The following is a 24,058-nucleotide window of genomic DNA, read 5'->3' as shown; positions in this document are numbered from 1 at the left end:
TCAATCCACGCTATAAGATTAGCGACGATTCATTATACTATGAATGTAAACAAAAATATATAATTCATATAATGCTTTAAGTATTTACAGAAATAAACATATTGTGTAATATAGATATAGGGTTTTTTGGATAAATAAGGAGGTGAATTTGTGAGGAATAGTATTGAATTCGTCGTTAGCGGGCCCTATGCATTATTTACCGACCCGTTAACCAAACTTGGTGGGGAGAAATTGACTTATTCGGTGCCTACATACAGCGCGATTAAAGGGGTTGTCGAAAGCTTATACTGGAAACCGACCATTACCATTGTAGTGGACAAGATTCGCGTGATGAAGGCGATTCGTATGGAGTCCAAGGGTGTGCGGCCTATGGATTATGGAGGCGGGAATAGTCTGGCTTATGCTACCTATTTGCGAGATGTTGCCTACGAGGTACAAGCTCATTTTGAATTCAACTTGAACCGCCCTGATTTGGCTCATGATCGGAACGAACACAAGCATCATAATGTCATGAAGCGGGCGTTGAAAGCTGGCGGGCGCAGGGATATTTTTCTAGGTGCGCGAGAATGCCAGGCTTATGTGGAACCGTGCGTATTTGGCGAAGCGGCAGGCTTTTATGACCATTACGAAGGTGAGATTCATTTTGGGACGATGGTTCATGGCCTAAACTATCCTGATGAAACAGGCAGGAACCAGTTGGAGGTTCGGCTGTGGAATCCGGTGATGAGGAACGGCGTGATTGAGTTTGATCGACCTGAGACGTGTACGAAGGTACGTAAGGTTGCAGATATGCTGCCCAAACATTTTGATCCTGCTGCCATTGAAACTGTTGATGCTTTGTGGGAGCAGATGGAGGAGAGAGGGCATTCATGAGTTGGTTATTAAATCTCTATGAAACCTATAAGCTGAATGAAAATCAAGTCGGGAAAATTGAGATCAAGCATAACGAACAAGAGTTTACGTTATTACCAGTCTCGCACACGACACAACAGGCTCATATTGAAGTGAGGGTCACAGAGGAGGGAGAATTTCACTCGGCTAATGTGATTGATAAGAGTGATATGAATACATTAATACCCTGTACAGAGGATTCTGCCAATAGGGCCGGATCCAAGATCGCTCCATACCCTTTGCACGATAAACTAAGCTACGTCGCAGGTGATTTTGTGGCCTATGGCGGAGAAATCAAAAAAGAGGAACCGTTTGTTTATTACATCAAGCAATTGGAAAGCTGGGCTGCTTCTCCCTATTCAACACCCCAAGTGAAAAGTATTTATCACTACTTGAACAAGAGAAGGCTGATTCAGGATCTTGTTGCTGAAGGAATTTTATTCGTGGATGGCAACGGGCAGCTTGTTGATAAGTGGGATAAGAGTGCCGAAGCCAGCGGCGCCGTCAAGCCGTCCATATTCACTGCGATTAGTTCTGATCAGTCCAGCGCGTTTGTTCGTTTTACTGTCTATTCGCCGGATTCCAGGCTGACTAAAGTATGGCAGGATCCCGAGATGTACGATTCGTTTATCCATTTTTACAGCAGTCAATTGGGTGCAGAGGATTTTTGTTACGTTACGGGCCAGTGGTTTCCTTCCACAGACAAGCATGCCAATAAAATCAGACATGCAGGAGACAAAGCGAAGCTGATCTCTGCCAATGATACGAGTGGATTTACGTTCCGGGGGCGATTTCAAAATAGTCAGGACGCAGCAAGCATCAGCTACGAGGTTTCACAAAAGGCGCATAATGCCTTGAAATGGCTGATTAATCGCCAAGCGAAAACGTTCGATCAACGCGTTTTTCTGGTATGGGGCAATCAGGATCTTGATGTTCCTGAGTTTTCCGAGGATTTATTTGCAATCTTTCCCTCTCAGTCGGTAATTAACGAGCGAGTCGCTTTTACAAATAAAGAGTTTGCTCGGGAAATTGCAAAAGCCTTTGACGGGTTCCGAGGGAATTTATCCAGTCAAGCCAACGTTAATATCCTGATCGTTGATTCGGCTACCACAGGGCGAATGGCTGTGTTGTATTATCGGAACATGCAAAAGGAGCTTTATTTGGACAGACTCGTGGACTGGCATTCCACGTGTATATGGCTGCATCGTTACCGTAAGGATAAAGATGGACAATTTGTACAATTTCTCGGGGCTCCGGCTACGAAGGATATTGCATTTGCAGCCTATGGAACAAAGGCGGGCGATAAAGTGGTCAAAGGACTTATGGAACGTATATTGCCCTGTATTATTGACGAAGGGCGAGATATTCCCAGAGATATTATAGTAAGCGCTCGACAACGAGCATCCAACCCGGTCTCGATGGAACGCTGGGAATGGGAGAAGACGCTAAGTATTGCTTGCGCACTTATAAACCGAAAGGAGAAATGTTCAGTGGCCTTGGATACTACGAATTATGATCGAAGCTATTTGTTCGGCCGTTTGTTGGCAGTGGCGGACATGCTGGAAAAATGGGCTTTGGGCAAAGAAGACCGGGAAACGAATGCAGCTCGGTATATGCATGCGTTCTCGATGCATCCGGCAAGAACCTGGAGAACGATTCAGGACAGCTTATTGCCCTACAAAGCCAAGCTCGGAAGAAAAGCCAAATCGTATAATGATTTGATTGATGAAATTCTTTCTCATATTCCCGCGGATCAATTTAATAACGAACGGCTAGCTGACGTTTACTTACTGGGCTTTTCCAGTCAGCGACATGAATTGAGATACGTTCATAAACAATCATCAGATGCCGAAGAAGCAGCTGAATAAAAGGAGAGAGCGTTATGACCATTTTGGATAGAAAGATTGATTTTGCAGTAGTTTTGTCGGTAACTCGCGCTAATCCGAACGGCGACCCCCTGAACGGAAACCGGCCGCGACAAAACTATGATGGCTACGGTGAGATTTCGGACGTGGCTTTGAAACGGAAAATAAGAAATCGGCTGCAGGATATGGGCGAAGCGATTTTCGTTCAGTCTAATGATCGGAAATCAGATGCATTTGGCAGCTTGCGAGAACGTGCCGACGGGAACGCCCGGTTAGAAAAGGCGCTGAAAGCGAAGTCTGCGACTGCCGAGGAATTCGCCGGAATTGCTTGTGAGGAGTGGCTTGATGTGCGAAGCTTCGGCCAAGTGTTTGCTTTTAAAGGACAAGATAAAGGTCAAGGCGTGTCGGTAGGGATTCGCGGACCGGTATCCATTCATACAGCAACCAGCATCGAACCTGTTGACATTACAAGTATGCAGATTACCAAAAGTGTTAATTCCGAACCGGGCGCATCCCGAGGTTCTGATACGATGGGCATGAAGCATCGCGTGGAATGGGGCGTTTATATTTTCTACGGAAGCATCAATACGCAATTGGCTGAAAAAACCGGATTTACCGAACAGGATGCGAGTAAGATTCAGGAAGCCTTGGTGACGTTGTTTGAAAATGACGCCTCTTCTGCAAGACCCGAAGGCAGCATGGAGGTACATCACGTGTATTGGTGGGTACACAAATCCAAAATGGGACAACATTCGTCAGCCAAAGTACATCGCTCTTTAGTATGGGAGAAGTTGGTTAAGGAACCTAGACAAATTCAGGACTACCGCTTTACGGTGAGTCCCTTGGACGGTTTGGAAGTTGAGGTTTTGAATGGAAATTAGTGAAGATGCCGATTATTTGATGCTATCGGGCATTCAACATTTTCAATTTTGCAAGCGTCAGTGGGCGCTTATTCATATTGAGCAGCAATGGGAGGAAAATGTAAAAACCATCGAAGGTTCGCATCTTCACCAGAAGGCCGACCAACCCTTTATTCGCGAAAAACGGGGAGATAAGCTTATTGTTCGCGCTATGCCAGTCAAATCAGAGATGCTGGGTATTTCGGGGATTTGTGACGTGGTGGAATTTATACGCAGCGATCAGGGAGTTCCTATTCATGATGCTGAAGGAAGCTATGCCGTTTATCCGGTGGAATACAAGCGCGGCAAACCCAAGTTAAAAGATGAAGATATTATGCAGCTTGTAGCGCAAAGCATTTGTCTTGAAGAAATGTTACTTTGCGAGATTGAGGTCGGAGCCATCTATTACCATGAGATCAAGCATCGGGTGGAGGTTCAGTTAACAGCGAGTTTGAAGGATAAAGTCAAAATCATCGTTCGTGAGATGCAGGACTACTATGGTCGTAGATATACGCCTAAAGTAAAAACAGGTCCTTTCTGCCAAAATTGCTCTCTGCAGCATATTTGCTTGCCTGAGTTAATGAACAAGCGAAGCGTTAAGAATTATATTGAAGGAACTATCGGAAGATGAGGAAATTACTGAATACGTTGTTTATTACTCAACCTGAGGCGTATCTTTCTTTGGATGGCGACAACATTGTCGTTTTGAAAGAGAAGGAGACTCTAGGCAGATTGCCTCTGCATAATCTGGAATCGATTATTTCGTTCGGGTATACCGGGGCAAGTCCTGCATTAATGGGTTATTGTGCCGAACGAAACATTTCAATCGTCTTTTACACATCCAGCGGCAGGTTCCTTGCCAGGGTTATTGGAGAAAGTCGGGGAAATGTGGTGTTACGCAAGAAGCAATATGCCGTGTCAGAGAATGAGGTTTACTCAGCAAGAATTGCGCGAAATTTTATTATCGGAAAAATCTACAACCACAAATGGCTATTGGAGCGCATGACTCGGGATTATCCATTACGTATCGATGTCAATCAATTCAAAATGGTATCTCAGCAGTTGTCGAATCTTCTATTGGAAGTCAGGCAATGTGAAGATTTACAGAGGCTACGAGGACTTGAGGGGCAAGCCGCTGTAGGATATAATTCATTGTTCGATGCAATGATTTTACAGAACAAAGAAGATTTCTACTTTCGCTCCCGATCAAGAAGACCTCCGCTTGATCATGTTAATGCGATGTTATCGTTTGCGTACTCTCTCCTGGCAAATGACGTTGCAGCTGCACTGGAGGGGGTGGGCTTGGATGCTTATGTTGGATTTCTGCATCGCGACCGGCCGGGGCGCGTCTCTCTGGCGTTAGATGTCATGGAGGAGCTGCGTGGCGTATATGCAGATAAGTTTGTATTGTCGCTGATCAACAAAAAAATCGTCAAAAAGGAAGACTTTTTGAAAAAAGAAAATGGCGCTGTTATGATGAAAGATGAAGCAAGAAGAAATTTCCTTACGGCTTGGCAAAATAAGAAACAGGACAAAATTACCCACCCTTATTTGGGCGAGAAGATATCGTGGGGACTTGTGCCATATGCGCAAGCCTTGTTGTTAGCCCGGCACTTGAGAAATGATCTGGATGAATATCCCCCTTTTTTATGGAAGTAGGTGAGCGGCGTTGCTTGTGTTGGTGACTTACGATGTAAGTACGATGGATAGCGCAGGCCAGCGGAGATTACGTCAAGTATCCAAAGCTTGTCAAGATGTAGGTCAACGCGTGCAAAACTCCGTTTTTGAATGTGTAGTGGATGCGACTCAGTTTGCAAGCTTAAAAATCAGACTGCTTGCTATTATTGATCAAGAGCAAGATAGTCTGCGCTTTTATCAACTTGGAAACCATTTCAAAAACAAAGTTGAGCATTTCGGTGTCAAAGAATCGATTGATCTGGAAGGGACTCTCATCCTGTAGTGCGGAAGTTAAGTACACATACCTTTATAAGAGATTCGCACCTCTAATTTTACAAATACTTCTATTTTTTAGGCTAAGAGGTTTTGAATTGCTTTTTGTAATGAATAGTTAGGTTGTTTTTTGTAATTAATGTGCGTTTTTGGTTGTTTTTTGGCCTAAAACCGCTGTCGCATCCCGTATGGGATGCGTGGATTGAAATACGACGGCCATTGCATCCAGGTAATCCTGGTTGCGTCGCATCCCGTATGGGATGCGTGGATTGAAATGCTGAATCCGTATTGAATGGATGGGACAAAGAAGGTCGCATCCCGTATGGGATGCGTGGATTGAAATTTGAGCAGGACGATCCCGCTGAATAATCAAAACAGTCGCATCCCGTATGGGATGCGTGGATTGAAATCTTTCCTGCCAGGTTTCTGCCATTTTTTCAAGAAAAGTCGCATCCCGTATGGGATGCGTGGATTGAAATAAAAATCAGATACAGAAATAGAGTTTTTGAATCAGTCGCATCCCGTATGGGATGCGTGGATTGAAATAAATTCTTCACGTGTCGCAGCCGAGCAAAGCTCCAAGTCGCATCCCGTATGGGATGCGTGGATTGAAATCAATCTAAAGAACCCCTCTCATGTTATTTTTTTTGTCGCATCCCGTATGGGATGCGTGGATTGAAATAACTTAGCCCAAAACGGATTAGTGAACATGAGCGGTCGCATCCCGTATGGGATGCGTGGATTGAAATCGTCGTTCAACGAAAACTGCGCGTATGTACGTGGTCGCATCCCGTATGGGATGCGTGGATTGAAATGCTTTAGTAACAGGAAGCTGACGATCAAACAAATAGTCGCATCCCGTATGGGATGCGTGGATTGAAATACAACGACCGTATCGACTGGAGCTGTAATTTTTCGTCGCATCCCGTATGGGATGCGTGGATTGAAATCTCCTTCCGCTCCTGCCGCTGCTGCTCGCATGGCGTCGCATCCCGTATGGGATGCGTGGATTGAAATCCCAAAAAGCGCGGAGCCGCCGTGTAAAGACAGGTAAGTCGCATCCCGTATGGGATGCGTGGATTGAAATCTACTGTTGCATACGCGGCAGGATGGGGATGGGTCGTCGCATCCCGTATGGGATGCGTGGATTGAAATAGGCAAGGCGGTTCCGTCTCCACGACCAGTTATCGTCGCATCCCGTATGGGATGCGTGGATTGAAATAAGCTTTTAAAGAAAAATACTTTGCTCTTGTTGAGGTCGCATCCCGTATGGGATGCGTGGATTGAAATAAGCTCCATAACGCCGTAATCGAGATTGCCCCAATGTCGCATCCCGTATGGGATGCGTGGATTGAAATTCCCCTATACAGTTTTTGCATCCTTGTGTTCGATTGTCGCATCCCGTATGGGATGCGTGGATTGAAATAGCTGGAAAGCACCCAATCTGGCAGGAGCCGTCAGTCGCATCCCGTATGGGATGCGTGGATTGAAATTCATCTGTAGTCTAATCTCCCTTGAACGGTTTCCGTCGCATCCCGTATGGGATGCGTGGATTGAAATAAAATCGGAATGTTTGAACACAAGCTGGCCAGTTTGGTCGCATCCCGTATGGGATGCGTGGATTGAAATATATGATCCGAATTTATAATGTAAGAAAAGTCGTCAGTCGCATCCCGTATGGGATGCGTGGATTGAAATCCCTCTTGTCGAACGATGTTTTGTCGTGGTATGCTGTCGCATCCCGTATGGGATGCGTGGATTGAAATCCGACTAACTGATACTTACTCTATCAAAAACGACAGTCGCATCCCGTATGGGATGCGTGGATTGAAATACAAATACCCATACCCCCCTCTGGCTGAATGTCGAGTCACATCCCGTATGGGATGCGTGGATTGAAATTTCCGACCGCGCGAGCATGTTGATTTGCTCAGCGGTCGCATCCCGTATGGGATGCGTGGATTGAAATAACGATTAAATCGACTTCCTCGATCACGCTCCACGTCGCATCCCGTATGGGATGCGTGGATTGAAATGAATTTGCTGTATTTGATGAAATTCAAGAGCTCCGGTCGCATCCCGTATGGGATGCGTGGATTGAAATGGTTCACCCAGACGTGTCGCATGCGATTTATACGGTCGCATCCCGTATGGGATGCGTGGATTGAAATAGAGCCTGATTACCCGTGCTGTTAAACGTGTTCCCAGTCGCATCCCGTATGGGATGCGTGGATTGAAATGCCCAATCCCGTAGACGAAATACGAAAATTGGCCGTCGCATCCCGTATGGGATGCGTGGATTGAAATTGTTCTGAACATTATCAAAAACGCTGTCTATGCTGGTCGCATCCCGTATGGGATGCGTGGATTGAAATGATGATAGCCCACCAGAAGAACCCGAAGAATAATAGTCGCATCCCGTATGGGATGCGTGGATTGAAATATTAACGGTGCGCGATGCAACCAAAGAGGAGATTGAGTCGCATCCCGTATGGGATGCGTGGATTGAAATTATGTGTATTGATCCAATGTTACTTGGCCAGTGCGAGTCGCATCCCGTATGGGATGCGTGGATTGAAATAATATGTCATCCAAAGTAGCCCATTCGCCATGTGTCGCATCCCGTATGGGATGCGTGGATTGAAATTTGAACTATTTTTGGATTTACATTGGCGGCGAGGTCGCATCCCGTATGGGATGCGTGGATTGAAATGCGCATCTGTCCGTAGGAGAGCTTGAAAAGATCCGTGGTCGCATCTCGTATGGGATGCGTGGATTGAAATCAGGATCAGTAGTAAGTGTCAACTGGTTGTTACTCGTCGCATGCCTTATGGGATGCGTGAATTGAAATAATGTCAGCGGGATGGAAGCCGACGGCGAGCCAGTCGCATCCCGTATGGGATGCGTGAATTAAGAGAAAGCCCGCACACCGTAGGCAAAACATGAAAACAACAAGCCAAAAGCCCGACTCCTGCGAATCGGGCTTTTGGCTTGTTATTGTCACGCGACAGCTTCCCTTACTGGATCGGATCGGGAATCATATTCTCTTCCAGCAGTTCACTGTTGGTTTTCATCTGCTTCATTTCGTTGCCCAGCTTCTTCATCTCGTCCATGTTCGGGGCCATGGAGCCGTTGGTGGCGTGCGCTGCCGACTCGACCGCGGGATCGGTTCTGCTATTACGGCAGATTTGTTCGATCTCACGCAGTTTGTTGAGCGCGGCGCAACGGATGTGCAGTGGCACCATGACCGTGTTGTCCATGCCGGCTTCTTCCAGCTGGACAGCCGTCTCGCCGTCCTCGTAGCGGAGGATGCTGACGGTAAAGGTGTACGCGCTGTCGGTCGCTTCATCGGTCATGTCGACCTCGTACACGGACTTCTCCAGATATTGGATGCGCTTCAATCCCAACTCGTTCAACTGATCGTGCAGCTCACTGCAGCTCATGGCAGTTCCCTCCCTTACAGCCGGCTTTGCGGCTTGTTGTGTTCGGCTGCGCCGCCTTGTGCGGCGTCTTCCAGACGGTCCTTCGCCGTGTGCAGCGCATCGGACATGCGTTCTTTGCCGTCCTGCACCTGCTCGGCGATGTCTCCGGCTTGACGGCTGATGCCGTCAGCCAGCTTGCGCGTGGTGGCACTCACGGCGGAAGCGATCTGACCGCTTTTATCGCTGGCAGCGTTGATCAATTGGCCTGCTTTTTCGCCGGCTGTGGCGGCCAGGTTCGAGGCTTTGCCGCTCAGCTCCTTGCAAGCTTCGGACAAGTCCGTGCGCAGCTCCCGGCCCGATTTGGGGGCAAGCAGCAGGGAAGCGACTGCGCCTACGGCGCCTCCGATCAACAGTCCCGTCCACAGTCCGCTTTTGCCTGTATTTCCCGTCGTCATCGTCTCATTCATAGTCATCTCTCCTTTGTTTGAGGTGGTTCATCGTTCCTACCCATTTGTAACCGGACAAGACATGTTTGAAACAGGGGCAAGCGGATTCGGCGGCAAGATGAGCAGTGAGCAGGGCGACAAGATGAGCAGTGAGCAGGGCGACAAGATGAGCAAAAACAAGGCCATCAGCCAGACGATAGGCTGAATAGCAAGGGGCAGCGAGCAGGGGGCTTGCTGCAGGGCTGCAGCAGGTCGCAAGACGGCGCTGGGGCGCGGACATGCGCAAAGTATGGCCCTCGGGGAGCCGCTCAGGCGGCGGAAGGAACGGGGGACTGAAATCCTTTGGTCCCGGCTGATTCATTTTTCGGCGATGCGGGTAGTTAAAGAAGGAACTGTTTTTCTTTTCGTGCTAATATAGAAAGGATAGGCACCTGCATGGATACAGCATGAGGAGGACCGATCTATTTTTCCCTGGAGGGGCGAGGCATTATGAATTTTCTGCATATGAATATCGCCATTGTGGACGATAATGAAACCAATCTGTTGATTATAAAGAAGATTTTGCAAAAAGCCGGTTATTCGCGTCTCAAGCAATTTACGTCGGCGAAGGGGCTGTACACGCATCTCGATCTCGACGCTGTGGGCGGCGAAGCGCCGGTCGATCTGATTCTGATGGATTTGATGATGCCGGAAATCGACGGAATTGAAGCGTGCCGGACGATTCAGAACCATGAACGCTTTCGCGATATCCCGATTATTTTCGTGACGGCTGTCGGCGATTCGCACAAGCTGGCCGAGGCGCTGGACGCCGGGGCGACCGATTATGTGATGAAGCCGATCAATAAGGTGGAGCTATTGGCTCGGATCCGGTCCACGCTGCGCCTGAAATTCGAGAAGGACTGGCATAAAGAACGCGACGAGCGGATCAAATACGAGCTGGAGCTGGCCCGGCAGGTGCAGCGCACGATGCTCAGCCATCCGGTCGACGACGCGCATACGCGCATTACGGCCGTATATCGTCCGTCCTCGGAGCTGGCCGGCGATTTGTACGCCTGGTATCCGATTGGCAACGGGCGTTACGGGATTATTTTGCTCGATATGATGGGGCATGGGATTTCGTCTTCGCTGGTTTGTATGTATATCTATTCTGCGCTCAAGGATACGATTGTCGGCATTGGCGATCCGGTTGGGGTGATGCAGGAGCTGAATCGGCGGATGAATCAGCTGCACGTATCGGATAGCCTGATCAATTATTATTTCACGGCGATTTATTTGGTGCTGGATACGGAAGCGCGCACGATTGAGTACGTCAATGCCGGGCATCCGGCGGGCATCGCTGTGCTGGACGGCGATGTGACGCTGCTGGAGGAAGGCTGCTGCGCGCTTGGTTTTTTTGAAACGATCGAGATGGAGAAAGGGACACTGACGTATGAGACGGAAGCCCAACTGGCGCTGTTCACGGACGGTTTGACGGAATGGCTCGGCGACAGCGACGAGACGGCGTACAGCAGGCTGATGCGCGGTTTGAAGCGTATCGGGGAAGGCGATGCTGGGCGGCTACTGGAGGATGTATATCCGGTCGGCAAAACAAGCGCGCCGCAAGACGACATGTGTCTGGTATTGATCAAAACCGTATAATCAGGCGAAACAGGCGGACACGCAAGAGATTCCACAGGGTGGAAAAATCTTGCGTGTTTGTTGTTTCAATCCCGTAGATAGCGTTTATTTACAAGTAGACATGAACCATTACGGGGAGGAACTGAAGATGACAACGGCTGCAGCGGCAAGTGCGGACGATTTATATTTATTGCACGAGGGGACGCAATATCAGAGCTATCGGTTTTTGGGATCGCATGTGACGCAGAGGGATGGTCAAAGCGGCGTGCATTTTGCGGTATGGGCCCCCAATGCGAAGCAGGTGAACGTCACCGGCAGCTTCAACGGTTGGGACGGCAGCCAGCACGCGATGCAGCGGCGCGACGGGATCTGGACGTTATTCATAGAGGGATTGAGCGAAGGCGAGCTTTATAAATATGAAATTGTTACGGCGGATGACGAAATTTATTTGAAGGCCGATCCGTATGCGTTCCATTCGGAGCTGCGTCCGGGCACGGCGTCGATAGTGACGTCGCTGGAAGGGTATGAGTGGAATGACGACCAGTGGCATGCGACCAAGACGGAGAATCAGTTTCTCCAGCAGCCGCTGCTGATCTATGAGGTGCATCTGGGCAGCTGGAAGCGCAAGGAGGACGGCGGCTTCTACACCTATGTCGAGCTTGCCGACGAGTTGGTCAGCTACGTCAAGGAGCGGGGCTATACGCATATCGAGCTGCTGCCGCTGGAGGAGCATCCGCTGGACGCCTCGTGGGGCTATCAGGTGACGGGGTACTACTCGGTAACGAGCCGGTTCGGTTCGCCGAAGGATTTCATGTATTTCGTGGACCGCTGCCATCAGGAAGGCATCGGGGTCATTATGGACTGGGTGCCGGCGCATTTTTGCAAGGACGATCACGGGCTGACGCGGTTCGATGGAACCCCGCTGTACGAATATGCCGATCCGCGCAAAGGCGAGCATGCCACCTGGGGAACTCAGGTTTTTGATTACAGCAAGCCTGAGGTGTTGAGCTATTTGATTTCCAACGCGCTGTTCTGGATGGATATTTACCGGGTAGATGGCTTGCGGGTGGATGCGGTGTACAGCATTCTGACGCTGAATTTCGACCGGGCTCCCGAGGATTGCATTCAGAATGAAATGGGCGGGGACGAGAATCTGGAAGGCATTGCTTTCCTGCAAAAGCTCAATGCCGTGGTCTTCTCCCGTTATCCAAATGCGCTGATGATGGCTGAGGATTCGAGCGATTATCCGGGCGTGACGACGCCGGTCGATCAGGGCGGGCTTGGCTTTAACTACAAATGGAATATGGGCTGGAGCTGCCGCACGCTGGAATATATGAAAACACCGGAAGAGGAGCGGATCGATCGGGAAGCCGATCTGACGGATTCGTTCTCGCGGGCTTGGGACGAAAATTACGTGCTGCCCTACTCGCATGACGAGACGGCGAACGGCACCAAATCGCTGCTCGGCAAAATGTCCGGCACGGACAACTGGCAGCGTTTTGCCAACCTGCGCGTGCTGTACAGCTATATGATGGGTCATCCGGGCAAAAAGCTGCTGTTCATGGGCACGGAGTTCGGACAAATGGACGATTGGAACGCAGAGGGCTCGCTGGAGTGGGAGCTGTTGAATTATGAAGAGCACCGGCAATTCCAGACGTTCGTTCAAGAGGTTAACCGCTTCTATTTGGCGGAAAAGGCGCTTTGGGAGATGGACCATGATCCCGCCGGCTTTGAGCCGATTGGCGCAGACGACACGAGCGACGGACTGGTGCAGTTCGTGCGCAAGGCGGCGGACGGGGAGGAGTTCTTGATCATCGTCTGCAATTTCCGTTCGCAGCCTCGCGAGGGCTATCGCTTGGGCGTAAATGAACCGGGCACTTATTATGAAGCGTTTAACAGCGACGGGCCGGCTTTCGGCGGCACGGGCGTTTGCAATGAGGGACCGCTGGAGGCGGAGGAATGGCACTGCCAGGGCCGGCCGTACAGCGTGAGTCTGACGATACCACCGCTGGGTGCGGTGATGCTGAAACGACAATCGGAGAAAGGGTGAGCATGATGAATAAGCAGGAATGTGTGGCGATGCTGCTGGCAGGAGGCGAGGGCCGACGGCTCGGCGAGCTTACGGCACAATTGGCCAAACCGGCGGTGCCGTTCGGCGGCAAATACCGGATCGTTGATTTTGCGTTAAGCAACTGCCGCAATTCGGGGATTACCTCGATCGGGGTGCTGACCCAATATCGGCCCGAGGTGCTGAACGCGCATATTGGAAGAGGCGAAGCGTGGGGACTCGGTGAAGCCGGAGGCGGCGCGACAATTCTCGAACGGCGTCAGGGAGCGGCCGACGCTTATGCCGGTACCGCTGACGCGATTTATCAGAATCTCGATTACTTGCGTCGACTGGATGCCCAATATGTGCTGATCGTCTCCGGCGATCATATTTACCAGATGGACTATCGTCCGATGCTGGAGCGCCATAAAGCGTCAGGGGCGCATGTGACGATTGCGGTCACGCCGGTGCGGCCGGAGGAAGCAAGCCGGTTCGGTATCATGAGCACGGACGAGGACGGACGGGTGACCGATTTCGTGGAAAAGCCGGAGCGGCCCGCTTCGAATCTCGCCTCTATGGGCGTCTATATTTTCAATCGCGACGTGCTTGAGGCATGTCTGGAGCGCGATGCCCGCGAGCCCGGCTCGCAGCGCGATTTCGGCCGCGATGTCATTCCGGCGCTGCTGCGCGAGGGAGCGCCGCTTGCGGCCTACCGCTTCTACGGCTACTGGAAGGATGTCGGCACGGTCGAAAGCTTGTGGGCTGCGCACATGGACCTGCTCGGTCCGACGCCCAAGCTGCAGTGGGATGAATACGAGTGGCCGGTGGCGACGAAGCGCCACAAGCAGCCGGCCAGCTTCTTGGGTCCGCAAGCAGCGCTGGTGCTTTCGCGGATCGGCGACGGCGTGCGCGTACACGGCCATGTGCAGCGCTCGGTGTTGTCTGATGGCGTAAAGGTGGGCGCAGGCAGCCGGATCGTGAACAGCGTAATCATGCCGGGCGCGCGCATCGGCGACGGCGTCGTCGTGCAAAACGCGATCATCGGCGCCGGAGCAGTGCTGCAGGACGGCGTTACGGTCGGCGAGCCGGACGGCGCTGGAGTGACGCTGATCGGTCCGAAGCGCGTCATTGCCCGTCGTCCGGCTGCACAGCCGATGGTTGCTGCTTCGGCGCGGACGCGCTGGACATTTGCTTAACGGCATCCGCTTCTGGCGGACAGCCCCATAAAGGAGGTGCGGATGATGGAACCTATGCTTGGCTTGATCAATTTGATGGAAGAGCCCGGAGGTCTGGACGAATTGACGCGCAATCGGTGTCTGGGAGCGGTCCCGTTTGCAGGGCGTTACCGGCTGATCGATTTTGCTTTATCGAATCTGTGCGATTCAGGCATCCGGCAGGTTGCCGTGCTGTCTCATCCGAAGGCGGGGTCTCTGCTCGCCCATATCGGCGACGGGGGCTCCTGGGGGCTGGACGCGGCTGAGGAGGCCGGAGGCAGCGGCGGGTTGACGGTTCTGCCGCACACGTCCGCACCGCCGGGAGCCGGCGGCTTGGAGCTGCTGGCCAGCCATGCCGATTATTTGCGGGGCCGTAGTGAGACGTATGCGCTGCTGGCGCCCAGCGGTGTGCTGTACAGGATGGATTTCCGAACGATGCTGGAGCATCACGAGCAAAGCGGCGCGGACATTACCGTGCTGTACAAGCGTCTGACGCCCAAGGAGCGGGAGTCGTTTGTTAACGGGGCGTTCCATTTGGAGTTGGACGCAACGGGGCGGGTGGCAGCGGCGCAATGGCGGACGCTGAGCTTGCCCGGTGAGCACGACGTGCTGTATCTGGGCACGATGCTGATGAAACGAACGCTGCTGCTGGAGCTGCTGGGGACAAGCCGGGGAACGGGAGCGGCGCAGGTGCATGACAGCGTCTGGAGCCGTCTTGACGAGCTGGATGTGCGCGGGTGCGCGTCCCACGGTTATTTTGCCATCATCGACTCTCTGGACAGCTACTATGCCCACAGCATGGGCCTGCTGCATCCTCAGGGCTGGCGGGAGCTGCTGCATAACCGGGAGCGGCTGCATACGCGCCCTGGAGACGAGCAGCCGACGGCATGTCCGGACAGCGCGCTGGTGCGCAATTCGTTCATCGCGCCGAGCTGCCGGATTGAGGGCGTGGTGGAGAACAGCATTATTTTTCCCGGCGTCAGCATGGAAAAGGGCGCGGTCGTCCGCAACAGCATTGTGATGAATGATTGTGAAATTGCCGCCAGCGCCACGCTGGATCGGGTGATTTTGGACAAGCTGGTTCAGGTTGAGTCTGGATCGGTCTTGACGGGGGAAATGCGCCAGCCTTATGTGGCGGCCAAATATCAGGTCGTGTAGACGGCCGGTACGAGAGGGGGCAACGTGATGAATGGAAGCGAAACGATCCGTAAAGCGCGGTCGGTGTGGCCGGGGCGCTCCCGGATGAACGCGCTGCTGGTGACGGCTGGCGTGACGCTCGTCGGCGCAATGACGCTGGCCATCGTACAGCTGATGCCGGAGCAACCGCTGCGCGCAGCGGTTGCCGGGACGGAGCTGTCGCCGGCGGTGCTCGGCGAGTTGGCGGTGCAAGCGGACGGCGCGAGCGATACGCACGGAGCCTGGGCGGAGGCAGCGCGGGCCGAGGCGGAGGCAGCGGTCGCTGGCACAGCGCAGCCGGTCTCTGCCGGCGGCGGACAAGCTGCCGCAGGCGCGGGAGCCGGCGGTGCAGCGACGGCAGCGAGCCTGGCCGGATCAGCCGCCGCCGAAGCCGCCGACGCGGGCGACGCGGGTCAAGCGGCCAGCGGTCCGAACGGCGCAGCTGGCGGCGGCGGGGCCCCGGCCCGGGAGGGCCCGGCTTCCGCGCAGGCCGGCGCAGCGGGCGCCAGCGAGCCCACGGCGGCGTCCGACGACGCTGCGGTTTTCTCCAGCGTGGAGGGGCTGACGCTGAGCGATCGCTATGAGCAGGTTGTAGCGAAGAAGGGAATGCCATATGATGTTCAGAAAGATCCGGAGCCAGGACTGTATACGTACCGTTATCCTTCGATGGATGTAGGCTTTATGGACGGCGAAGTGTGGTATGTCTCGGTTCCGGTCGAGGTCGGATCGCTGGACATCAACGGCAAGCGCGTTGCGCTTACGCTGGAGGCTTTGCGCGAGCGGCTCGGGGAGCCGGACTACACGGCTGAAGACGGTCTGGTGTATCAACGGCGCGAAACGCTGATCAAGCTGTTTGTCGATCCGACGACGAAGGAGCTATTGTCCGTTTCTTATTACCATATTACAAGCGCATAATTGGAGCGAAGCTGGCGAAATGCCGGCTTTCTTGCCATTGCGGCGCAGCTGCTGCCCGCCGCCAAACTTGTCTTTTGGCAGCGCGGCTTGTTACTATGGAGGTAGGCCCATTTTACTTAATGAAGAGGAGAGTGACTTATGTCGGCAGGTAAATTTCAGATTGAACAAAGCGAGCTGGGCAGTGCGGTAACCCTGCATCTTCACGGCGAGCTGGATTTGGCGGCGGCTGTTTCGTTTCAGGCGGCGCTGGAATCTGTCATCCCCCGCACGGACAAGACGCTGATACTCGACCTTGCGCATCTGCATTATATTGACAGTACGGGCATCGGGATTCTGGTGTCGGCCATCAAGGCCCGCCATGAGCGGAAAGCGCCGCTGCTGGTCAGCAGCGTACCCGCGAACATCCAACGGCTGTTCGATTTGACGGGGATTTCGCCTTTTTTGAATGAGGAGTTGAAGGATAGAGCATGAGCGTCGTCCGATTGCGTGTACCGGCTGAAGCCGAATATTTGGAGATCGTGAGGCTGACGTTGTACGGCATCGCCTCCAAGCTGGGGTTTGCCTTCGAGGCGATTGAGGATATGAAGGTGGCGGTGTCGGAGGCTTGCAACAATGCCGTGCTGCACGCATACCCGGCTGAAGCGCCAGGCAGCATGGAGCTGTCGTTCGAGCTGTCGGACGTCGCGCTGACCATTCGCGTCCGCGATGAGGGCCTGGGCGTCCGACAGGAGTCGTTGGCTGACACGCGCCGGCCAATGGACGATATGACGCCTCTCGGCGGGGAAGCAGACTTCGGCGGGCTTGAAGTCGGCGGACTTGGCTTGTACTTGATGGAGGCGTTGATGGACGAAGTGCAGGTTCACAGCGAGCCGGGCGGTACAGAGGTCATGTTGGTCAAATATATATAAAAAACACGGCAGGAACGGGGAATCCGTCCTTGCCGTGTTTTTTTGTGCGGGCCGTTGGGCCCGATTATTTGCCGAGGAAGGCGCTGAGCATCCAGCCGTGCTTTTCCAGTGAGCTGCGAATGCCGATCAGCAGGTCGGCTGTAGGCTCGTCGCCCGCTTTTTCCCCCGCTTCGATCGCTTCGCTCAGTTCGTCGCATACGCGGCCGAAGTCGGCTACGAGCGCCCGCACCATGCCGTTGGCATCTTCATTGCCCTTCGCTTCTTCGATGGAAGCGGTGGCCAGCTGTTCCTTGAGCGTGGCGACAGGCTGGCTGCCTGTCGCCAGCATCCGCTCGGCAATAGCGTCGAGATGCAAGGTGATTTCGTTGTACAGCTCCTCGAATTTCACATGCAGGGTGAAGAAGTTCTCGCCTTTCACGTACCAGTGAAAATTGTGAATTTTCATGTACAGTACGGAGAAATTAGCGACCTGCTTGTTCAACATTTTAGCGATCGGTTGTTCCTTAACAGCGACTTTTGCCATGAGAATTGCCTCCTTCAATATTCGTGATTGGTGTTGCGTCGAGCATGATCATTGTTACCCGGCAGGGCAAGGGATGAAACAGTCCGAAGCAGGAATGATTTTTTTTGTCGATAGCTGTTTCAAAGAAATCGGGACAGGGTAACTAATGGGTACATGATGCTGAAGGAGGTTGTCCCATGCTGCTGCAAATCAGTGCCGCGATCGTGGCTGTCGCTTTTGCCGTGCTGGCGTTTTATTTGATCCAGACGCTGAAGGCGTTGAAGATTTCTTTAGATGAAATCACCGCGACGATGAGCGATATGAAAAACGAAGCGAACGAAATCAGTAATGAAGTGAAAGACGTGATTCAAAATACGAACGAGATGGCGTTGGACGTGCGCAATAAGCTCGCCAAGCTGAATCATTTGTTCAGCTCGGTCAACGATGTCGGCCAGGTTGCGCATGAGCTGACCTCGGCGTTCAAACAATCGGCGGCCGGCCTGATGGCTTCGGTCAAGCTCGGCGCTCAAGCGGCGCAGCCCGGATCGGGCTCGCAGCAAGCGCAGCCTGCGCGGCTTGCCCCCAAATTGAATGCGATTGCCCAAGGAGCGGGCGCGGCAATGGAGCTGTGGCGCTCATGGAAGACGAACCGGACGGCCCGCACGAGCGGCTTAGATTAGGAGGACGAGGCAAGTGAATACATTACGCAAGTTTTATATTTTCAAGGAATCCGATGAAACAGAAAATAAGGTATACTTGAGCGGCGAGCTTGATCTCTTCGCGGCCCCGGAGCTGGCGGCTACGGTCGAGACGCTGGTGGCGGACGAGGATCGGGCCCTGGTGCTCGATCTGCGCGAGCTCAAGTACATAGACAGCACGGGAATCGGCATTCTTGTGTCGATGCTGAAGGCACGGGCGGGAATGAAACGTCCCTTCCATATTCAGCATATTCCGAATCATATTCGGCGGCTGCTGGATTTGACCGGCGTAGGCCGCTACCTGACCGGAAGCTTTAACACCAATACCCAACTGAAGAGGGAAGAGAGCTTATGAATCCATACATTGGACTGACGATCCCCGCGAAAGCCGAATATCTGGATATTGTCCGATTGACGTTATATGGCTTCGCCACGAAGGTGGGCTTCGACTACGAAGCGATCGAGGATATGAAGGTAGCCGTGGCCGAGGCTTGCAACAATTCCATTCTGCACGCTTATGCGGACGGAGACGAAGGCACGATCGAGCTGCGGCTGGAGATTGACGGCGGCGAGTTAACGATTACGATTCGCGACCACGGGCTAAGCTTTGATCCGACGCAGCTGAACGGCAGCTCGACGACGGTATATGAAACGAATTTGAGCGAGGTTAGCGTCGGCGGGCTGGGGCTTTATCTGATGCAGGCGCTGATGGACGATGTGCAAGTGCGATCGGATGCCGGCAGCGGAACCGAAATTGTCATGCGCAAAAGGCTGGAGAGAAAAGAGGAAATGGTATGAGTGCGAACCCTTCCTCCATGCCGCTTTATGAAATCTATTCCAAGATGAAGATTTACCGCGAATACGAGTGCAAGGAAACCGCGACGGCGCTGCTCCTTCACTATGAACCGATCGTACGCATGGCCGTTGGCAAAATCGCCCGCAGCCGTCCCGATCTTTATGAGGATTTATTTCAGATTGGCCGCATGTCGCTGCTGCGCCTATTCAAGCAGTATGACTGCACGAGTGAAATACCGTTCGAAGCGTATGCGATGAAAAGCGTGATCGGCCATTTGAAAAATTATTTGCGCGACAAGTCATGGTACGTGCAGGTACCTAGGCGCATTAAGGAAAAAAGCGCGCTGGTGCAACGCACAGTCGACGAATTGACGGTCGAATTGGAGCGCTCGCCCAAAATTGAGGAAATCGCCGCCAAGCTGGACCTGACGCCGGAGGAGACGATCGAAATATTGGCGGGCCGTGATATGTATCACTATACCTCGCTGGATACGCCGCTTTCCGACGAAGGAGACAGTGCAACGATTGCCGACTTCATTGCCTTGCCTGGCAATGACTATCAGGCCGTGGAACGCAAGCTCGATCTGGATGAAGCGATGGCGGAGCTCAAGCCGGAGGAGCAGCAGGTGCTGCGTCTGGTGTTCTACGAAGGGCTGTCGCAGCGGCAAATCGCCGGTCGCTTGGGCGTCTCGCAGATGAGCGTCTCGCGCATTCAGAAAAGGGCGATTGACAAGCTGAAGGAAGTGCTGGACGAAGACTCGTGAGCAGCAGCGCCATGCTACCCCACCTACGCAAAATTGCTTGAAGGCAGCCCGGACACCGATACGCTCCAAGCTCTTGAAGCCGCGCAGGATGAACTTACCACGCAAAATGTGGTAGAATGAGAACCGAAATCATTCTCTACCCAGATTCTCTACACAGTACGGGAGGCAGTCATGTTTAAATTCAAGAGCTTTAACATCAGAGCAAAGGTGTTTACGGGCTACCTGCTCGTTATCGTATGTTTGGGACTGGCGCTGCTGATTATCAGCGGCCGGATGACCTCTTTGCAAGCGGAGGTTGATTTCGTGTCCACCCACGATATCGAGGTGCACGACCTGCTTGGCCAGATTCAGAAAAATACGCTGGATATGGAAACAGGCATGCGCGGCTTTATTATTTCCGGCGATGAGTCCTATCTGGAGCCATATGTAGAGGGGAGCCGGCAATGGATTGACGATTACAACAAGCTGCGGCAGCTGATTGCTGACAATCAGGCGCAATCGGACAGTCTGGAGCTGATCAAGACGTCGATTGAGAACTGGTCGAAAAACGCCGGCGAGTACGCCATTCAGCTCAAGCGCGACAAGAATGAAGCTGGGCTTGCCCAGTACTACAGCCAGAATAGAGGCAAGAATATTATGGATCAACTGCGCACGCAGTTCGATTCTTTTTTGCGCTCCGAGAAGCTGCTGACGAATCAGCGGATCGTCAAGCTGGACGAAGCCAATCGCAATCTCAAGATTGTGCTGTTCACGATTGTCGCCATTGTGTCGGCCATTGCGCTGATGACAGGGATGTATTTGTCCAATTCCATTGTACGCACCGTTCGTCAGGTGGTGCAGACGATGCAGGGCATTTCCGGCGCAGACGGTCAGCTTGGCACGCGCATCGAGGTCAATTCGAACGACGAAATCAAGGAGCTGGCCGAGGCTACGAACAGCTTGCTGGAGAACCTGGAGCATCGGCGCTGGGTCGAGCAGAATATTACAGAAGTGACCACCCTGTATCAAGGCATTACAGACGTTTCTGCGCTGGGGCAGGCGTTTGCCAGCAAGCTGGCGCCGCTGCTTGGCGCTGTATACGGCGTTGTGTATTTGCGTAAGCAAACGGGCAGCGAGGTCCGCTATGTGCGCATTGCCGGGTACGCCGCTTCCGGTCAAGATCACGCAGCCGCCAGCTTTCTGCTTGGCGAGGGGCTTGTTGGCCAATGTGCCGCCGATAAGCGGATGTTTCTCGTCACCAATCTGCCGGACGACCACATCCGCGTCACCTCGGGACTGGGCTTCTCGCAGCCCCGCTCGCTGCTGGTGGCCCCCATCACGGCCGAAGGCAAGGTTGAGGCGGTTGTCGAATTTGCCTCGCTTGAGGTGTTCCAGTCGCATCACCTGACGCTGCTGGATCAGCTGCAGGAGAAGTTCGGTTCGGCGATCAACAGCGTGCTTGGCCGCATGGAGATCGAGCGTTTGCTGGGTGAGTCGCAAATGATGACCGAGGAGCTGCAAACCCAGTCGGAGGAGCTGCAGGCCCAGTCGGAGGAGCTGCAAATGCAGCAGGAGCAGCTGCGCATCACCAACGAATTCCTGGAGGAGCAGAACCATTTCTCCGAGCAAAAAGCCCGCGAGCTGAAAAAAGCGAAAGACGAGCTGGAAGAATTTTCGGCCAAGCTGCAAATGAGCTCGCAGTACAAATCCGATTTTCTCGCCAACATGTCGCATGAGCTGCGGACGCCGCTCAACAGCATCCTGATTTTGTCGCAAATGCTGATGGAGAACAATGCCGAGATGCAGATGAGCGAGATCGAGGAATATTCCCGCGTCGTTAATGCCGCCGGTCGCGACCTGTTGACGCTGATTGACGATATTCTCGATTTGTCCAAGGTGGAGGCCGGCAAAATCGAGATCATGGTCGACGATGTGAACGTTACGGAAATTCCGCAGTCGATGAAAGCGATCTTTGGTCCGGTCGCCGACAAGAAGGGCTTGAACTTCGAGGTGATCATGGAGCCAGGCGTGCCGGATCTGATATCGACCGACGGCCAGCGGCTGCAGCAAATTCTGAAAAATCTGTTGTCCAATGCCTTCAAGTTTACGCAGGACGGTTCGGTGACGATGCGCATTGCTGCGGCCGGTGCGGATCGCGTCGAGGAGCTGCTGACCGTGGGCCGGGATACGCCGGTGCTGGCGATCTCGATTACGGATACGGGCATCGGCATTCCGATCGACAAGCAGCAGATTATTTTTGAGGCGTTCCGTCAGGTGGACGGCACGACCAACCGCCAATACGGCGGAACCGGACTGGGCTTGTCGATTTGCCGAGAGTTTACGCGGCTGTTGAACGGCGCTATCGTTGTGCGCAGCGAGGTCGGCAAGGGCAGCACGTTTACGCTGTACGTGCCGTGCATCAAGCAGCCGGAGCAAGAAGAGACGGGCAAAAGCGGACTCCGCCCTGAGACGGCGGGAACCGATGTTGTGGCCCAGTGGGAGCATGCCGTCGCGCACGAACGGGCTGTCGAAGAGCAAGCAGCCGGCAAAAGCGTCGAGGAGCCGAAGGATTCCGAGGTGCAGTCGGATGCGCAAATTTTTGAAGGCAAAAAAATTCTGCTCGTTGAAGACGATGCGCGCAACGTATACGCGCTGGTCTCGGCCTTTGAGCTCAAAGGCGTGAAGGTGCAGGTGGCGCAGCATGGCGAGCACGCGCTGGAGCTGTTGAAGGCGCAGCCGAATTTTGATCTGGTGCTGATGGATATTATGATGCCGATTATGGACGGCTATGAGACGATGAAGATCATCCGGCACGGTTTGCTGCTGCGCGACCTGCCGATTATTGCCCTGACCGCCAAAGCGATGAAAAGCGAGCGCGAAAAGTGCATGGAGGCCGGCGCTTCGGACTACATTATGAAGCCTATCCAGATGGATCAGCTGTTTTCGCTGATGCGGGTATGGCTGACAAAGCAGGTGAGACATTGACGATCTACGACCCCGAGGCGTTTGCCGAGCTTGAGGATTTGCCGCACGACGAGCTGCAAAATATCGAAATCAATCTGTTACTCGAAGGGTTATATCAAATGTTCGGCATTGACTTCCGTTTCTACTTGCGCTCTTCGCTGCGCAGGCGCATTCTGAACCGGATGAAAGCCGAGAAGCTGCCGACGATTACGGCTTTGCTCGACAAGGTGCTGCACGAGTCCGGCTATCTGGAGCGGCTGCTTAATGATTTATCAATCCGGGTGACGGAGATGTTCCGCGATCCGGGATTTTTTGCCGAATTCCGCAGCAAGGTCGTGCCGCTGCTTCGCGATTATCCGGAAATCCGCATTTGGCACGCCGGCTGCGCTACCGGGGAAGAAGCGTATTCGATGGCGATTCTCATGCATGAGGAAGGGCTTGGCGCCAAGACGAAGATCTATGCTACCGATATGAATGAGAAAGCGATTGAGTCGGCGCGCAAGGGTGCGTTTCCGCTCAAGCAGATGCAGGCGTACACCAAGAACTATTTGGAGGCGGGGGGTACGCAGGCTTTTTCCGAATATTACAGCACGGATCATCAATTTGCGTTTTTTCAGCTGCCGATGAAAGCGAACCTGACGTTTGCCCAGCACAATCTGGTGATGGACGGCTCGTTTAATGAATTTCACGTCATTTTGTGCCGCAATGTGATGATTTATTTTGACAGCGAGCTGCAGCAAAAGGTCCATCGCTTGCTTTACAGCAGCTTGATCAAGGGCGGCTTTATCGGTCTTGGCAGCAAGGAGTCGATTATTTTTGCGCCCGAGGGCGTAACCTATGAGGATTTTGTTCCGCATGAGCGGATTTACCGCAAGACCGACCGGGCGCCGCTGCCCGGAACGCCGTAACTCCAGAACGTCCGAGGACCTGCCGGTGCAGGCTTAGGGCGTTTTTTTGCTTGCAGAAAAGTCGGATTTTCGGCTGTTTCAATGCCCCAGATCGCGTG

At 53.1% G+C, this 24,058-nt stretch carries 23 protein-coding genes and 1 CRISPR repeat array; of the genes, 20 read left to right on the top strand and 3 right to left on the bottom strand.

The window, feature by feature from the left end:
• Positions 1–150 precede the first annotated feature (150 nt).
• The 6 genes from cas5c to cas2 are packed head-to-tail and all read left to right on the top strand — an operon-like array spanning position 151 to position 5,615.
• Complete coding sequence (gene cas5c / locus B5M42_RS20670; protein WP_134754170.1) at positions 151–873, top strand: type I-C CRISPR-associated protein Cas5c; 723 nt, start codon at positions 151–153, stop codon at positions 871–873.
• Positions 870–2,759: a type I-C CRISPR-associated protein Cas8c/Csd1 gene (gene cas8c / locus B5M42_RS20665; protein ID WP_134754168.1), complete on the top strand. Its 1,890-nt coding sequence runs from the start codon at positions 870–872 to the stop codon at positions 2,757–2,759. Before cas5c ends, cas8c begins: the two co-directional genes overlap by 4 nt.
• Before the next feature lie 14 nt (positions 2,760–2,773).
• Entirely contained in the window at positions 2,774–3,637 is an 864-nt protein-coding gene (cas7c, locus tag B5M42_RS20660) for a type I-C CRISPR-associated protein Cas7/Csd2 (protein ID WP_134754166.1), read from the top strand.
• Positions 3,627–4,286, top strand: a complete 660-nt coding sequence (cas4, locus tag B5M42_RS20655) for a CRISPR-associated protein Cas4 (protein WP_134754164.1) — start codon at positions 3,627–3,629, stop codon at positions 4,284–4,286. The genes cas7c and cas4 overlap by 11 nt, the downstream gene beginning before the upstream one ends.
• Positions 4,283–5,314, top strand: a complete 1,032-nt coding sequence (gene cas1c, locus B5M42_RS20650) for a type I-C CRISPR-associated endonuclease Cas1c (protein WP_134754162.1) — start codon at positions 4,283–4,285, stop codon at positions 5,312–5,314. Before cas4 ends, cas1c begins: the two co-directional genes overlap by 4 nt.
• Positions 5,315–5,324: 10 nt before the next feature.
• Positions 5,325–5,615: a CRISPR-associated endonuclease Cas2 gene (cas2, locus tag B5M42_RS20645; protein ID WP_134754160.1), complete on the top strand. Its 291-nt coding sequence runs from the start codon at positions 5,325–5,327 to the stop codon at positions 5,613–5,615.
• Between the two features lie 166 nt (positions 5,616–5,781).
• Positions 5,782–8,522: a CRISPR direct-repeat array (repeat unit 33 nt; unit sequence GTCGCATCCCGTATGGGATGCGTGGATTGAAAT).
• Positions 8,523–8,622: 100 nt separating this feature from the next.
• Here cas2 and B5M42_RS20640 read toward each other — a convergent pair.
• Both B5M42_RS20640 and B5M42_RS20635 read right to left on the bottom strand, forming a co-directional pair.
• Positions 8,623–9,048 carry a hypothetical protein gene (locus tag B5M42_RS20640; protein WP_134754158.1) on the bottom strand — a complete coding sequence of 142 codons (426 nt, stop codon included), beginning with the start codon at positions 9,046–9,048 and terminating at the stop codon, positions 8,623–8,625.
• Between the two features lie 14 nt (positions 9,049–9,062).
• The gene (locus tag B5M42_RS20635) at positions 9,063–9,494 is read right to left on the bottom strand and encodes a YtxH domain-containing protein (protein ID WP_167690012.1); all 432 of its coding nucleotides are present in this window, start codon (positions 9,492–9,494) and stop codon (positions 9,063–9,065) included.
• Positions 9,495–9,555: 61 nt separating this feature from the next.
• On the opposite strand from B5M42_RS20635, the gene B5M42_RS25400 reads away from it, so the two are divergent.
• From B5M42_RS25400 to rsbW (B5M42_RS20600), 8 genes are all read left to right on the top strand, one after another.
• The gene (locus tag B5M42_RS25400; protein WP_268999297.1) at positions 9,556–9,678 is read left to right on the top strand and encodes a hypothetical protein; all 123 of its coding nucleotides are present in this window, start codon (positions 9,556–9,558) and stop codon (positions 9,676–9,678) included.
• Positions 9,679–9,977: 299 nt separating this feature from the next.
• Positions 9,978–11,111, top strand: a complete 1,134-nt coding sequence (locus B5M42_RS20630; protein WP_134754281.1) for a SpoIIE family protein phosphatase — start codon at positions 9,978–9,980, stop codon at positions 11,109–11,111.
• A 127-nt stretch (positions 11,112–11,238) separates the two neighbouring features.
• A complete protein-coding gene (gene glgB, locus B5M42_RS20625) occupies positions 11,239–13,140 on the top strand; it encodes a 1,4-alpha-glucan branching protein GlgB (RefSeq protein ID WP_134754154.1) in 1,902 nt (633 codons plus the stop codon).
• 5 nt (positions 13,141–13,145) lie between these two features.
• Positions 13,146–14,333, top strand: a complete 1,188-nt coding sequence (locus B5M42_RS20620; RefSeq protein WP_407946135.1) for a glucose-1-phosphate adenylyltransferase — start codon at positions 13,146–13,148, stop codon at positions 14,331–14,333.
• 42 nt (positions 14,334–14,375) lie between these two features.
• The gene (glgD, locus tag B5M42_RS20615) at positions 14,376–15,509 is read left to right on the top strand and encodes a glucose-1-phosphate adenylyltransferase subunit GlgD (RefSeq protein WP_134754149.1); all 1,134 of its coding nucleotides are present in this window, start codon (positions 14,376–14,378) and stop codon (positions 15,507–15,509) included.
• Between the two features lie 27 nt (positions 15,510–15,536).
• A complete protein-coding gene (locus B5M42_RS20610; RefSeq protein ID WP_134754147.1) occupies positions 15,537–16,442 on the top strand; it encodes a hypothetical protein in 906 nt (301 codons plus the stop codon).
• A 138-nt stretch (positions 16,443–16,580) separates the two neighbouring features.
• A complete protein-coding gene (locus B5M42_RS20605; protein ID WP_134754145.1) occupies positions 16,581–16,913 on the top strand; it encodes an STAS domain-containing protein in 333 nt (110 codons plus the stop codon).
• The gene (gene rsbW, locus B5M42_RS20600; protein WP_134754143.1) at positions 16,910–17,350 is read left to right on the top strand and encodes an anti-sigma B factor RsbW; all 441 of its coding nucleotides are present in this window, start codon (positions 16,910–16,912) and stop codon (positions 17,348–17,350) included. Before B5M42_RS20605 ends, rsbW (B5M42_RS20600) begins: the two co-directional genes overlap by 4 nt.
• Before the next feature lie 64 nt (positions 17,351–17,414).
• On the opposite strand, the gene B5M42_RS20595 is transcribed toward rsbW (B5M42_RS20600), so the two are convergent.
• Entirely contained in the window at positions 17,415–17,873 is a 459-nt protein-coding gene (locus B5M42_RS20595; RefSeq protein ID WP_134754141.1) for a Dps family protein, read from the bottom strand.
• A 176-nt stretch (positions 17,874–18,049) separates the two neighbouring features.
• Here B5M42_RS20595 and B5M42_RS20590 point away from each other — a divergent pair, with 176 nt between their 5' ends.
• The 6 genes from B5M42_RS20590 to B5M42_RS20565 all read left to right on the top strand — a co-directional run bounded on the left by B5M42_RS20590 (position 18,050) and on the right by B5M42_RS20565 (position 23,960).
• Complete coding sequence (locus B5M42_RS20590; RefSeq protein WP_134754139.1) at positions 18,050–18,532, top strand: DUF948 domain-containing protein; 483 nt, start codon at positions 18,050–18,052, stop codon at positions 18,530–18,532.
• A 13-nt stretch (positions 18,533–18,545) separates the two neighbouring features.
• Positions 18,546–18,905, top strand: coding sequence for an STAS domain-containing protein (locus B5M42_RS20585; RefSeq protein WP_134754137.1), 360 nt, complete (start codon positions 18,546–18,548; stop codon positions 18,903–18,905).
• The gene (gene rsbW, locus B5M42_RS20580; protein WP_134754135.1) at positions 18,902–19,348 is read left to right on the top strand and encodes an anti-sigma B factor RsbW; all 447 of its coding nucleotides are present in this window, start codon (positions 18,902–18,904) and stop codon (positions 19,346–19,348) included. The genes B5M42_RS20585 and rsbW (B5M42_RS20580) overlap by 4 nt, the downstream gene beginning before the upstream one ends.
• Entirely contained in the window at positions 19,345–20,109 is a 765-nt protein-coding gene (locus tag B5M42_RS20575) for a sigma-70 family RNA polymerase sigma factor (protein ID WP_134754133.1), read from the top strand. The genes rsbW (B5M42_RS20580) and B5M42_RS20575 overlap by 4 nt, the downstream gene beginning before the upstream one ends.
• 171 nt (positions 20,110–20,280) lie before the next feature.
• The gene (locus B5M42_RS20570) at positions 20,281–23,073 is read left to right on the top strand and encodes a CHASE3 domain-containing protein (RefSeq protein ID WP_134754131.1); all 2,793 of its coding nucleotides are present in this window, start codon (positions 20,281–20,283) and stop codon (positions 23,071–23,073) included.
• A 2-nt stretch (positions 23,074–23,075) separates the two neighbouring features.
• The gene (locus B5M42_RS20565) at positions 23,076–23,960 is read left to right on the top strand and encodes a CheR family methyltransferase (RefSeq protein WP_407946134.1); all 885 of its coding nucleotides are present in this window, start codon (positions 23,076–23,078) and stop codon (positions 23,958–23,960) included.
• Positions 23,961–24,058 lie beyond the last annotated feature (98 nt).

The organism is Paenibacillus athensensis (assembly GCF_004514475.2).
GTDB lineage: Bacteria > Bacillota > Bacilli > Paenibacillales > NBRC-103111 > Paenibacillus_AL > Paenibacillus_AL athensensis.
Note: the sequence above shows the minus strand (reverse complement) of the source record. Positions and strands in the feature narration are given on the sequence as shown.

What these genes read in the sequence shown, in the direction of transcription:
- cas8c (WP_134754168.1), top strand. Translation starts at nt 870, where the DNA reads ATGAGTTGGTTATTAAATCTCTATGAAACCTATAAGCTGAATGAAAAT.
- cas7c (WP_134754166.1), top strand. Translation starts at nt 2,774, where the DNA reads ATGACCATTTTGGATAGAAAGATTGATTTTGCAGTAGTTTTGTCGGTA.
- cas4 (WP_134754164.1), top strand. Translation starts at nt 3,627, where the DNA reads ATGGAAATTAGTGAAGATGCCGATTATTTGATGCTATCGGGCATTCAA.
- cas1c (WP_134754162.1), top strand. Translation starts at nt 4,283, where the DNA reads ATGAGGAAATTACTGAATACGTTGTTTATTACTCAACCTGAGGCGTAT.
- B5M42_RS20640 (WP_134754158.1), bottom strand. Translation starts at nt 9,048, where the DNA reads ATGAGCTGCAGTGAGCTGCACGATCAGTTGAACGAGTTGGGATTGAAG.
- B5M42_RS20635 (WP_167690012.1), bottom strand. Translation starts at nt 9,494, where the DNA reads ATGAATGAGACGATGACGACGGGAAATACAGGCAAAAGCGGACTGTGG.
- B5M42_RS25400 (WP_268999297.1), top strand. Translation starts at nt 9,556, where the DNA reads ATGTTTGAAACAGGGGCAAGCGGATTCGGCGGCAAGATGAGCAGTGAG.
- B5M42_RS20630 (WP_134754281.1), top strand. Translation starts at nt 9,978, where the DNA reads ATGAATATCGCCATTGTGGACGATAATGAAACCAATCTGTTGATTATA.
- glgB (WP_134754154.1), top strand. Translation starts at nt 11,239, where the DNA reads ATGACAACGGCTGCAGCGGCAAGTGCGGACGATTTATATTTATTGCAC.
- B5M42_RS20620 (WP_407946135.1), top strand. Translation starts at nt 13,146, where the DNA reads ATGAATAAGCAGGAATGTGTGGCGATGCTGCTGGCAGGAGGCGAGGGC.
- glgD (WP_134754149.1), top strand. Translation starts at nt 14,376, where the DNA reads ATGATGGAACCTATGCTTGGCTTGATCAATTTGATGGAAGAGCCCGGA.
- B5M42_RS20610 (WP_134754147.1), top strand. Translation starts at nt 15,537, where the DNA reads ATGAATGGAAGCGAAACGATCCGTAAAGCGCGGTCGGTGTGGCCGGGG.
- B5M42_RS20605 (WP_134754145.1), top strand. Translation starts at nt 16,581, where the DNA reads ATGTCGGCAGGTAAATTTCAGATTGAACAAAGCGAGCTGGGCAGTGCG.
- rsbW (WP_134754143.1), top strand. Translation starts at nt 16,910, where the DNA reads ATGAGCGTCGTCCGATTGCGTGTACCGGCTGAAGCCGAATATTTGGAG.
- B5M42_RS20595 (WP_134754141.1), bottom strand. Translation starts at nt 17,873, where the DNA reads ATGGCAAAAGTCGCTGTTAAGGAACAACCGATCGCTAAAATGTTGAAC.
- B5M42_RS20590 (WP_134754139.1), top strand. Translation starts at nt 18,050, where the DNA reads ATGCTGCTGCAAATCAGTGCCGCGATCGTGGCTGTCGCTTTTGCCGTG.
- rsbW (WP_134754135.1), top strand. Translation starts at nt 18,902, where the DNA reads ATGAATCCATACATTGGACTGACGATCCCCGCGAAAGCCGAATATCTG.
- B5M42_RS20575 (WP_134754133.1), top strand. Translation starts at nt 19,345, where the DNA reads ATGAGTGCGAACCCTTCCTCCATGCCGCTTTATGAAATCTATTCCAAG.
- B5M42_RS20570 (WP_134754131.1), top strand. Translation starts at nt 20,281, where the DNA reads ATGTTTAAATTCAAGAGCTTTAACATCAGAGCAAAGGTGTTTACGGGC.